This is a genomic window from Cyclobacterium sp. L-R (assembly GCF_056859355.1).
This window is the reverse complement of the sequence record NZ_JBSXOH010000004.1, coordinates 1-12,195: the sequence shown is the minus strand read 5'-3', so window position 1 is coordinate 12,195 and position 12,195 is coordinate 1. Positions and strand designations below refer to the sequence as shown.

The window sequence follows — 12,195 nt, the reverse complement described above, 5'->3', positions numbered from 1 at the left end:
AAGTGTTGCAATTGCAAGAAAATCAGGCTGTTTGGAGATTTTAGCATAGCACCGCTATGGTGAAATTGAAAACAGCAACGAAGTGGCTGATTTTAAAGCGATTTCAGCACGTAATAGATTGTCTATTGCATATTTCGGGTTAAAATATAATAAAACTTAAATTGGTAAATTTTGTAAAGGCTAACATCCGAAACTCAAAAAATAAAGCCCTGAAAAAAGTGAATTTCTCAGGGCTTCGGTATTGGGAATTATGGTGATTTATTCACTTGTATTTTCCTCAATTGTAGTAAGTGGAGGAACATTGTTTTCATAACCTGAATAGCCTTTGTTTTGATTGATAATACCTTGGGTATTACTATTTATTGCAGGGGCAGGTATAGGCCATAGTACATGGTAAGGACTATAGGTATAAGTATCTCCATGTCTGGTTGAAACTCCTTTATTATAGAAATCAGTTACAGACATTATTCTGTCATAAAGGAAGTTTTCATCGGAGAAGTTTTCTATGGAATAAGTTTTACCATTATAAGCTTGAATTCCTGTGTTGGCGAAAATATAAGCCATTCTTGTAAGTTCTGTTTTTCTAGGTTCTTCATAGTACAATTCTCTAGCTCTTTCATCTAGTATGGTCCCAATATTCATTTGATCAGGAGAATAAGGTGCAGCACCTGCACGGGTTCTTACTGCATTGAGATCATTGGCAGCATTGGTTAAATCACCTTTCCAGACGTAGGCCTCAGCTCTCAATAGGTAAGTTTCTGCTAACCTAAATATGTACCAATCACTATGACCTCCGCTAGGTCTTATGTTTTGGGGGTCAGGAATAAATAGTTTGTAGTGAGGCCAAGAAAACCAGCTTCTAATGGTGTCTACCACTAAAACAGTGCCTTCATCATTTCGAAACTGTAAAGGTTTTCCATAATAGTCATCGGTACCTTTTAAATCTGGGTTGTTATGAACCAAATCTGTCATGTCCATCCAGTTTCCAGGTGCATGCCTCAGGTCGTTTTCATCATCCCAAATCATGCTTTGGTGGTACCAGGTTCCACGCAGTCTACCAATACCTCTACCATAAGTGCTTACTTGATCAATTTCAATTCCTGGTTGATCAATTGTACCACGATTACCATTTGGTGTATTGATGTTAGTAAACCAGAAAGGCACACCTTGTCGCATGGAAGACATCCCCCCAGAATTTCCTTCAGTATCAATACGGTCCATGACCATCAAAATCGCTTCTTTATTAACATTGGCCGATTTATTTTCAGGTCGATGTAAATCCCAAATTAGGTTTTTCGAAGGGTCATTACCTGTAGACCCAAATCTGTCTGTCATCAAAGAATGTGTACCTCCATCTATTAACCTTGAAGCAGATGCAATGGCATCGTCAAATTCTCCAAGTGCAAGATTCACTTTAGTTAAAAGGTGCTGAATGGCTCCTTTAGGAACTTGCCCTTTGTCCATCACTGCAGGCACCCAAGGCTCTGCCCATTCTAAGTCTTCTTTCATTTTTCGTAGAATTACTTCCCTTTTAGTAGAATAAAAGTTTAGGCGAGGCTCAAGTATCTCTTCAAGAATTAAAGGGACATCTCCAAATTGATTTGTAAGCCTATAATACCTTAATGCTCTATGAAAATAAGCTGTTCCGAGAATGTGGTTTCTTTCCTCTTCTGATTCGTAATCTGTTGGGTCATCAATTCTGGATATTACGGTATTTGCATATTTAATACCCTTAAAACCTTCATACCAATACCATCCAATTCTATTGTAATTTGCAGAGTTAAGGTTGGCATCTGGTGTAATCAGAAGGTTCATGTCCTGAGCTGGGCCAGATTTATCGGTTGTTCCTTCTACAGCTACTTCTGTAAATATATGCTCTGTTAGGATAGGGGGGCCATCACCAGTAAGTTCGTGCCTCATGTTTCTCTCGCATGCTACCAATGCACCCCAAAGTCCGCTTGAAGAGTTGAAAGTATTTTCAGGTGCATAAAAAGATAATGGTTTAGGTTCTAGCCAACTTTCGTCACAGGAAGTTGTACTTACCAAAAGGCCGGTGGCCAATATGGAGAGGTAGAACGTTGATTTTTTTATATTAAATTTCATGATTTTTTTCATTTTAGCCAATTATTACAAAGTCAAATCTATACCCAGTGTAAAGATTCTAGGGGTTGGAACTGCAGATTCAGGGTCCCAAAAATTAAACTCGGTAGCATAGAAGCCAACATTCCTTACGTTCATATAAAATCGTAAATTTTCTATTTTCGCCCTTTCCACTATTGTTCGTGGAACAGTATACGCTACGGAAACATTTTCTAGACGAACAAATGACCTGCTTTGATAAACATTGAAACCTCCAGCTCCTCCTTCACTTGAGTAGAGTCTGGCCCATTCATTACTAGGGTTCTCCTCTGTCCAATAAGGTAAAATGTATGAATTGGATCGATCAAGGAATCCTTGCCTGTTTTTCCTTTGGTTGAAGGTGCCCATATGCCCTAAATAAGCATACATCATAAATGAAACATCAAAATTTTTCCAGACTTTAAATTCATTTCTAAAGCTCCATCTAGATCTAGGTTCTGTAAATCCTAAAAATTGTCTGTCAGCATTAGAATAAAGGCCATCTTCATTTACGTCTTCAATTTTGAAATCACCTGGCCTTACTCCATAATCACTTGCTTGGTCTGCTTCTGGTGTTTGCCATATACCATCTGTTTTGTAATCCCATATGGCGTCAATTGGATGGCCTATAAACCATTTGTTTTCTATATCATCCAATTCCTTTCCATTTTCATCCAAATCTCCGTATAGGCTAATTATTTTATTACGATTCATTTGAAAATTTAAGCTTGCTCTCCATGTAAGGTTGGATCTTTGCATTAGCTGACTGTTCAAGCTTACTTCAACTCCACGGTTTCTTACTTCCCCTAAATTGTCATAGACAAAGTTAAATCCTAAAATATCAGGTAAAGACCGTTCTACTAAAAGGTCGGTAGTGGACATGTCATAGGCCTCTATAGTACCATCCAAAAGACTATTGAACAAAGAGAAATCAAGACCTATATTTGAAGAGGTTGTTTTTTCCCACTTGAGGTTGGAGTTTTGCATGGTATTTACATACAATTGACTTACAAAATACATGTCTCCACTTGGTCTTTGGTAGAAATATTTACCTGTTTGTAAATCTGAAAGTGCAGCATATCTACCAATGTCACGATTTCCATTTACACCCCAGGAAGCCCTTAATTTACCATAATCCAACCATGGAATATCGACAAAATCTTCATCAGTAAAAACCCAACCAAAAGCTGCTGAAGTGAAAGTAGCTCTAGGGTTACTTTGACCAAAAGCAGAATATCCATCTCTTCTTACAGAAAGAGTGGTGATGTATTTATCAGAAAGGGTATAAATAACTCTTCCCATAAGTGCGTCTGCTGTATGGTATTGGTCATTACTTGAAATGATAGGGTTGATCCCAGCTCCGATATTGTGATAACCCAATCGGTCATGGGGTTCAAACCCCACATTGCTCATTGTATTGTCCCAACTTTGGAATTTTTCGGAGTTGGCCAAGAGTGTCACATCAAAATTGTGTATGTTATTAAAGTTTTTGCTCCAGCTTAAGATATTATCAAGCTGCCAGAAATATACTTTTCTTTGTTGCCTGCTCGCTCTTCCTCCCATGTTTTCAAAATCCTGGTGGGCAGCCATTTCATGATTATAACGTTCATAAAATTCATACCGAGGTGTAAAGTTTGTTCTAAACTTGAAGCCAAAAGGAAGTTCAATTGCTGCAAATAAAGTAGCATTGATTGTAGTTTCTTTCTGTAATCTATCCGTAAATCCAGGAGTATAGTAGGGGTGGCGTCCACCACTCACTTCTTCATTTGGTCTGAATCTAAGGCTCTCGCCATCTTCTAAGAAGGGTTCCGCCCAGGGTGATAAATTGACCATGTCGCCCCAGTTCACTGCAATTTGGCTTTCATCCCTATCTGCGAATTGTGTGTTCATTCCCACCGTAAGCCAATCGTTTACATTGCCTTCAATATTGAACCTACTTCTAATGGTAGTGAATTCATCACCTACGATCAATCCCTCATTGTCCAGATAGCCCATGGACCAGTAATATTGAAAATCTTCATTTCTACCCGAAAGACTTACTGTATGGTCTTGTCTCAAGCCATTTTGAAACATCATATTGTACCAGTTTACACTCTCTCCAGCCTTGTAGTTGGCAATTTCAAGAGGTTGCATGTTTAATCGTTGCAACCATACTGTTTCTGGATCTCCTTCTGAGCCATCATATTTAAGCCAGGTGTCTAAGGAGATGTTGTCTGGAAGCGTATTGGGGTTTGAAAATCTATAAGGTTCAAATCCTCCTGCATTTATACTCTCCATTACGTCTTCTCTCCAAGAAAGAAAGCCCTGTGGGCCATATAAAGGTTCGTTTTTTGACATTGTAGCCAGCCCCCAATTAGAATTAATTTTAATTTGAGTCTTTCCCATTTCTCCTTTTTTGGTATTGATAAGTATAACACCACTGGCGGCCTTGGCTCCAAATACTGCTGCGGAACTAGCATCCTTTAAAACATCTATGCTTTCGATGTCATTTGGGTTGATGTCTGCAAGCTGTCCATAGTAAATGGCCCCATCAAGAACCAAAAGTGGACTTGAACCTGCATTTAAGGAAGTCCTTCCACGTACTTCAAGACTACCTCCTCCTTTTGCGGAGGTGCTCAAGCCAACATTCAACCCAGCGATATTTCCTCTAAGAACGTCTTGGATTGAGTTTGGATTCTCATTTTCAAGTTTGGAGGCGGTAACAGATGATACAGCACCTGTAAGGTCCCTTTTTCTAGCTGTACCATAGCCAATAACCACAACTTCATCTAGTGAAGCGGTGTCCATAATTAAGGTAACATTCAATTCTGAACGATTCCCTACTTCTAGTGTTTGGGTAGTAAATCCAACAAAAGAAAATGTCAAACTCGCATTTTCAGGCACAGTAATTTTATAATTGCCCTCAATGTCAGTGACTGTTCCCGTTCCCTGTCCTTCGATAAGTACCGTTACGCCAGGAAGACCTTCACCATTTTCATCAGTTACCTGACCCGATACCGTAATGTCTTCATCAATCCTAATAATTGGTAATTCTGCTGCAGCATCCACTGAAATGTACAGCATGCAGAAACAGAGTATCAGAATTTTCATTTCCGATAATCTGAAAAATTGTTTTTGTAATAAGTTTTTCATCTTTTTTGGGTTAGAATTAAAAGATTATTTTTAAATCTTAATAAGAATATTGCTTCAATAGATCCTATTAGATATTCAATAATAGTAAAACAATATTGATTATGCAATCGGTTTCATTATCATAAAATATGATGTACGTAACCGGATTCACAATTTATAATTTGGAAATAAAGTGATTCGAGGAATATACCTGAAATTTTATCCTAATATGGATAGGGAGAAAATATTTAAAAAGTTTTATTTATTAATCCTAAAAATAATTTTAAGTATAAAATACTATTTTTAATTATGTGGTAAATTTATTTAATACAATATTGTAAATATGAAATGATTATATGTTTAATTAATTGTCCTATAATTAAATATCATCAAAAATTCGGTTGGTTGTTTAGAGATTACTTGGATTCAATATTTATAATGTAATGTTAAAGGACTTGTTTCAATTTGTCATAAGCCTTTCTTAAGTTATCACGTAAATTTTTACTGATTTCACTTTGTTGAAAAGCCCTAAATTTGTCTTAGAATTTCTGGATTTCACTTAAAAGATATGCAATGGCAAGGAAATTTGGATGATTGTAGATTTTACCTTATTTCTGCTTCTAAACTAAACTTCCTTAATTCGTGAGGAGGGACGAAAATGTCAATAATTATTCTTTCTTTCCCCTGTCTGTATTACTGTTGACTTATAAATTGGTGTTTTCCTTCATTTGCCATTGAAGTTTTTGTAAAATAGAGTAAATTGAAGATTATTCATTTTACTTTATTTATAAGGTGTCAATTTCATATGGGATGTTAATGTTTAAATGGATCTATTCTTTACGTGTTTTAATAGGATTTTGCTTTGTTATCGTCTTAGGTGCCATGCTTTCCTGTGAACAAGAGGCTAAGCAGGAAAGGCCTGCTCAGGTGGACTTTAACTTTCATATTAAGCCTATACTGGTTCAAAAATGCTACCTCTGCCATGGGCCTGACCCTAGTAGTAGGGAAGCCGGATTAAGGTTAGATTTAGAGGAAGGGGCGACCATGCTTTTGGAAAGCGGAAATAGAGCCATCGTACCAGAGTCAGTTCATAAAAGTGCTTTGATCGATCGAATTACCAGCGAAGATGAAGATTTTATGATGCCACCTCCTTCCTTGAAACAAACTCTTTCTGACTATGAAGTAGCTTTGATAAAACAATGGATAGAAGATGGTGCTGTATATGAACCCCATTGGGCTTTTTTACCACCTAGCACTGAAAAGGAGGTAAACAAGAATGATTTTAGCAGTAAAATTGATGAATTAATTGATGAAAAAATAGCCGAAAAAGGTTTGAAACCTGGCTTAAAAGCAGATAAATACCAATTGATACGAAGGTTGTCCTATGTTTTGACAGGCCTTCCTCCTGAAGTAGAAAGAGTAAAGCGCTTTGTAGCGGATGAAAGACCGGAGGCTTATGCTGAGTTGGTTGATGAGTACCTTTATAACCCAGCTTTTGGAGAGAAATGGGCCAGCCATTGGATGGATGTGGTGCGCTATGCTGAGACCAAAGGACATGAGTTTGATTATCAAATTCAAGGGGCATGGAGGTTTAGAGATTATCTTATAAGGGCTTTCAATCAAGACGTGCCCTATGATCAATTGATAAAAGAACAATTGTTAGGAGATATGCTTCACTCTCCCCGAGTTAATCCTAAAACAGGTGAGAATGAATCTGTTTTAGGCACCTTGTTTTTCACAATGGGTGAAGGTACGCACAGTCCGGTGGATGTAAAAAAAGATGAGGCAGACAGGATAGATAATATGATAGATGTGGTAGGCAAAAGCTTTCAAGGGCTTACCGTGGCTTGTGCCAAATGCCATGATCATAAATTTGACCCCATACCTACTGCGGATTACTATTCGCTTTATGGAGTATTGGGAAGTACTCGATTCAGTCCTGTGCCTGTTGGGGATTCCAATTTGAAATTTGAGAAAATTTCTCAGGCTGCTGAGTTAAAACAAAAAATCAAATCTTTACTGGCCGAATCTTGGGTTGACTCCACCATTTCAGATACGCTTCCAGCCCAATTTGTAAATATAAAATCTACAACTGAGAATCCTGAAGGATTTGAGGTGCTAGGAGATTTCAGAACTGCTGATTTTCAGGATTGGAAATCTGATGGTTTTGCCTTTGGTACAAGTACTACTTTGGGGGAACCTTTGTTTTCTTCAAAGGGTGATTTGCAATACTTGTCTGAGGGGATGGCTTCAAGTCAAAAATTTGGAAAAGGTATTTTTGGTGCATTAAGGTCCCCTGATTTTATTGTTGACAAACAGTTTATAGGTGTCAGAGCAAAAGGTAAAGGTGCAAGCATCCGTATTGTAATGGAGAATTTCCAACTCATAAGTAATCCTATTTACGGTGATCTGGACCAGAAAGTAAATGAGGAAGAATGGCGTGATTATACCATAGATGTGGGAAGTTGGAAAGGCCAGAAAGTTTATATAGAATTATTGCCAGGCTCATTTATTAGACATAATTATACCCAAGATACAGAGGCTTATATTGAAGCTGCATTTGCCATTGCTTTTGACGGTGCTTGGCAAACTCCCGTCTTAAACGATCAGAAAACTAACATTTCACTTTCTCAGGCGGTAAAGAATTGGAAGGATGGTCAAAGTACACCTTCGGAAATAGTCTATTTAAATCAGAAATTAAAAAAAGGTGAACTTAATAAGCAGTTTCCTTCGGTCTTTACATTAAAGGAAAAAAGTGATGCCTTTGTGAGTCAGGTGAAAGACAGTGTATTCATACAAGGGGTAACAGATGGTTTTGCTAAGGAAAGTCCTATTTTTATTAGAGGAAACCATGCGGATCAAAGCGAAGAGAAAATGCCAAGGATCTTTCTTTCAGGGATATTTGAAGAACAAAAACCATATAGAGGAGAAGGAAGTGGAAGGCAACAAATGGTGAAGATGATCTTGTCGGAAGATAATCCTCTCACTTCCAGGGTAATGGTAAATAGGATTTGGCACCATGTATTTGGAAGAGGAATAGTAGAGACTGTTGATAATTTTGGGCTACAAGGTAAATTGCCCACTAATCCTGAATTATTAGATTTTCTGTCTTTGCAATTTGTTCAGCATTCCTGGTCCATTAAAACAATGATTAAAAATATGGTGCTTAGCCGGGCTTTTCAAAGGAGTACCATTGGTGGAAGTGTAGATAAAGATCCTGACAATTTGTACATGACCAGGTATTCTGTAAGGCGGCTGGAGGCAGAGGGAATCAGAGATGCTGTCTTGAAAGTGGCTGGTACTTTGAATTCTTCTATGTATGGAAATCCTGTTCCTGTACATCTGACCTCCTTTATGCAGGGGAGAGGAAGGCCTAGAAATTCTGGACCTTTGGATGGCAATGGAAGAAGGTCTGTGTATCTTGAAGTAAGGAGAAATTTTCTTGATAGAATGATGACCGCCTTTGATAGACCGACCCCTTTTACCACTTTTGGGAAACGTGATGTGACCAATGTACCAGCGCAATCTTTGTTTTTAATGAATGATCCTTTCATTGCAGAACAGGCAGGCCTTATGGCCAATGAATTATTGGAAAACAAACAGCTTTCTGAAAATGAAAAAATCGTAGAGGCTTATTTAAGGGCCTTTTCGAGGCCACCTACTGAGAATGAAATCAACAAAGGATTGGCTTTTTTGAAGGAGACCAAGGCTGTAGCCTCTATTGACCCTGAGGATGAAGAGAATGTAGACTTGACTGTATGGAAGGAATACTGTCATGCCTTATTTAATATGAAATCATTTATTTACTTACTTTAGACCCATGAACAATCACAAGCCACTTCTCAATAAAGCTTTAAGTAGGAGAGAGATGTTAAAATTTAGCAGTTGTGGGTTTGGCTCACTTGCTTTAATGGGGATGATGGGTGGTTTGGGAGCTGCCTGCAAGTCTAAAGACAAGCAATCCCAACATATTCTAAGCCAATTGGCCAAAGCGCCTAATTTTTTACCTAAGGCCAAAAACGTTATCTTCTTGTATATGGACGGAGGAGTGTCTCAGGTAGATTCCTTTGATCCAAAACCCCGGCTTGCTAGGGAAAATGGTATGGATCCCAAGTTTAAAATAGATGCGACACAGTTTAATAATAATGGTAAAATTTTAAAGAGCCCTTGGGATTTTAAGCAATATGGAGAATCTGGAATGGCTGTAAGTGAGCTATTTCCTCACATTGCTGGCTGTGCAGATGATTTGGCATTGATTAGGTCTATGGTTTCGAATTTCCCCGAGCATACCAACGCCAATTATTTCCTCCATACTGGGAGTGGGCTGCAGGGAAGACCAAGTGTGGGTGCCTGGGTCAATTATGGATTAGGAACCGAAAATAGTAATTTGCCAGGCTATGTGGTTTTGGATGGAGGACTTATTCCTCCTGGAGGGGTAGATAATTTTAAGAATGGATTCCTACCTGCTGATTATCAGGCATCAATTATGAAAACCGGTAATACTCCTGTGGCGAACATTAAGCCAGACAGCAGTTTGACTAGTCACCAAAAGGAAAAATTGGATTTTATAAAAGAAATGGATGCAAAAGAAGAAGGTAAGTCCAATGAAATTGAAGCAGCTATCAAAAATTATGAATTGGCATATCACATGCAATCTTCTGTTCCTGAATTGACAGAGTTTTCTTCTGAGACCAAAGCTACAAAACAGTTGTATGGGTTATTTGATGAGGATATAAATACAAGAAATTATGGTGCTCAGTGTTTAATGGCCAGAAGACTGGTTGAAAGAGGCGTTCGATTCGTGGAGCTTACTTGTCCATATATGAGCGGTATTGACAGGTGGGACCAGCACCACAGTTTAAAAGATGGGCATGAGCGAAATGCCCATGCTGTTGATCAACCTATAGCCGGTCTTTTAAAGGATTTAAAGTCCAGAGGGCTGCTAGAAGAAACCTTGGTGGTTTGGACAGGAGAGTTTGGTCGAACACCTTTTGCACAGGGTAGTGATGGTCGAGACCATAATCCTTCTGCATTTAGTATGTGGATGGCTGGAGCAGGGGTTAAAGGTGGAACGATATATGGGCAGACAGATGAGTATGGTTATAGGGTAGTGGATAATCCCGTGACTATTCATGATCTTCATGCTACTATTCTTTATCTGCTGGGTGTGGATCACAAACAACTGACTTATCATTTTGGGGGTAGAGATTTCAGGTTAACAGATGTACATGGAAACGTGGTTAAGGATATTCTGGCTTGAGTACCGGCCTAGCTAATTCGAGCTTAATCCAATTTCAAATCATTAATTGAATAAAATATACGCATATACCTTATCTTTTATGTTATTAAATAAATTGATCCCTTTTATTTTTTTTGCCACTGTTCTGTTTATTCCCCATATACTACTTGGCCAAGATGAGTTAAAGAATCCATTAAGAGTTGGGAGTCCTAACAAGCTTAATTTTGCCAATAGAACTGCTGAGATTCCCATTATAGAGAGTGATTTTCCAGGTGGAAATGTTGTCATTGATAAGGTTTTGGGGGACACTATTTTTTTTAAACCAGACCTACGGGACACTCCTAGAGAATGGTTTTATTGGTGTTTTACTGTTAAAAGCACATCCAATAAAAAATGGTTTTTTAAAGCGACGAAACCCAATGTTTTGACCAATTTGGGTGCGGCCTTCAGTACGGATGGTGGTTATGAATGGAATTGGATTGATCAAGAAAATCACCTGGGACCTGATCTTTTTAGCTTTAAATTTTCTGGGGATGGAAAGCCCGTAATGCTAAGTATGGGTATGGCTTACACACAGAAAAACTTCGATAAGTATATGTTGAAACATAAAAACTCCAAATATTTAAGAAAGTCTGTGCTTAGTACCACCCGATCGGGAAGAAAAGTTGAGCAGTTGTTGGTAAGTAACTTTGATTCTGAACCAAAGTTTAGGGTATTGTTTATTGCCAGGGCACATGCTGGAGAAATGATGAGCAATTATATCATTGAGGGGATGCTTGATGCATTGACATCAAATAATACCAGGATGGATCAATTTTTAGATAAGGTGGAGATTATGATCATTCCATTTTTAGATAAAGATGGTGTAGAACAAGGTGATCAAGGTAAATACCGGAGTCCAAGAGATCACAACAGGGATTATTCCGGAGAAAGTATTTACACGAGTACAAAATCCATAAGGGAAGACATTCCGAAATGGATCGACGGATTGCCTTGGGTTGGGATTGATCTTCACAATCCCTGGATTAAAGGAGAAAACAATGAATGGGTTTATTTTGTGGGGAACGAAGACGAGAGGATTTCTGCTGCCCAAGAAAATTTTGTAAATACCCTGATCCGAACACAGCAAGGGCCACTTACGATTAATAGCAAGACAGGTTTTCTTGCTTATGGCACTGCATGGAATAAAGGTAGCAATTATGAACAGGGTTACTCTTTTAGTAAATGGGCTTCGGGATTTTTAGGTGAAGGATTAATAATGACCACTACCCTTGAGTTTCCATTTGGGATCAATAATGGACAGCTTGTTACCCAAGAAAAAGCAAGGTTGTTTGGAAAGGATTTGATCTTTTCACTTTCGGAGTATATTGAAGGTCAGTGAAGTTTTGTCAGAGAATTTAACTCAAATGACAATGTCTTTAGTTTGATTGAGGATTTGTTAGTTTTTTTTATTCAGAACTCCTTAATGATATACTTTAATTTGAGCAAATGTTAATAGTTTATGGGTGGACAATTACTAGTTTTTTTCATTGCTGCCAATTCAATTAAACCCGGATTATGTAATAGGATTTCTCCGCCCTGACAAGGTCAGGGGTGATGCCTGTCCCGTGTTTACGGGAAGTGTTGCAATCGCAAGAAAATCAGACTGTTTGGAGATTTTAGCATAGAACCCCATGGTGAAATTGAAAACAGTAACAAAGTGGCTGATTTTAAAGCGATTTCAGCAC

At 38.2% G+C, this 12,195-nt stretch carries 5 protein-coding genes; 3 read left to right on the top strand and 2 right to left on the bottom strand.

What is annotated here, in order from left to right; all coding sequences use genetic code 11:
• Nucleotides 1–258 precede the first annotated feature (258 nt).
• Nucleotides 259–2,103 carry a RagB/SusD family nutrient uptake outer membrane protein gene (locus AC13EX_RS00175; protein ID WP_048644629.1) on the bottom strand — a complete coding sequence of 615 codons (1,845 nt, stop codon included), beginning with the start codon at nucleotides 2,101–2,103 and terminating at the stop codon, nucleotides 259–261.
• Nucleotides 2,104–2,127: 24 nt separating this feature from the next.
• Nucleotides 2,128–5,250 (bottom strand): SusC/RagA family TonB-linked outer membrane protein, encoded by a 3,123-nt coding sequence (locus AC13EX_RS00170; RefSeq protein ID WP_482891058.1) that lies wholly within the window; start codon nucleotides 5,248–5,250, stop codon nucleotides 2,128–2,130.
• A 795-nt stretch (nucleotides 5,251–6,045) separates the two neighbouring features.
• Here AC13EX_RS00170 and AC13EX_RS00165 point away from each other — a divergent pair.
• The 3 genes from AC13EX_RS00165 to AC13EX_RS00155 all read left to right on the top strand — a co-directional run bounded on the left by AC13EX_RS00165 (nucleotide 6,046) and on the right by AC13EX_RS00155 (nucleotide 11,849).
• Complete coding sequence (locus tag AC13EX_RS00165) at nucleotides 6,046–9,045, top strand: PSD1 and planctomycete cytochrome C domain-containing protein (RefSeq protein WP_482891057.1); 3,000 nt, start codon at nucleotides 6,046–6,048, stop codon at nucleotides 9,043–9,045.
• Between the two features lie 4 nt (nucleotides 9,046–9,049).
• Nucleotides 9,050–10,489 carry a DUF1501 domain-containing protein gene (locus AC13EX_RS00160; RefSeq protein ID WP_339714114.1) on the top strand — a complete coding sequence of 480 codons (1,440 nt, stop codon included), beginning with the start codon at nucleotides 9,050–9,052 and terminating at the stop codon, nucleotides 10,487–10,489.
• A 79-nt stretch (nucleotides 10,490–10,568) separates the two neighbouring features.
• A complete protein-coding gene (locus tag AC13EX_RS00155) occupies nucleotides 10,569–11,849 on the top strand; it encodes a M14 family zinc carboxypeptidase (protein WP_482891056.1) in 1,281 nt (426 codons plus the stop codon).
• The last annotated feature ends 346 nt before the right edge of the window (nucleotides 11,850–12,195 follow it).

Excerpts from the sequence above, each read along its gene's own strand:
- AC13EX_RS00175 (WP_048644629.1), bottom strand. The coding sequence starts at position 2,103 with ATGAAATTTAATATAAAAAAATCAACGTTCTACCTCTCCATATTGGCC.
- AC13EX_RS00170 (WP_482891058.1), bottom strand. The coding sequence starts at position 5,250 with ATGAAAAACTTATTACAAAAACAATTTTTCAGATTATCGGAAATGAAA.
- AC13EX_RS00165 (WP_482891057.1), top strand. The coding sequence starts at position 6,046 with ATGTTTAAATGGATCTATTCTTTACGTGTTTTAATAGGATTTTGCTTT.
- AC13EX_RS00160 (WP_339714114.1), top strand. The coding sequence starts at position 9,050 with ATGAACAATCACAAGCCACTTCTCAATAAAGCTTTAAGTAGGAGAGAG.
- AC13EX_RS00155 (WP_482891056.1), top strand. The coding sequence starts at position 10,569 with ATGTTATTAAATAAATTGATCCCTTTTATTTTTTTTGCCACTGTTCTG.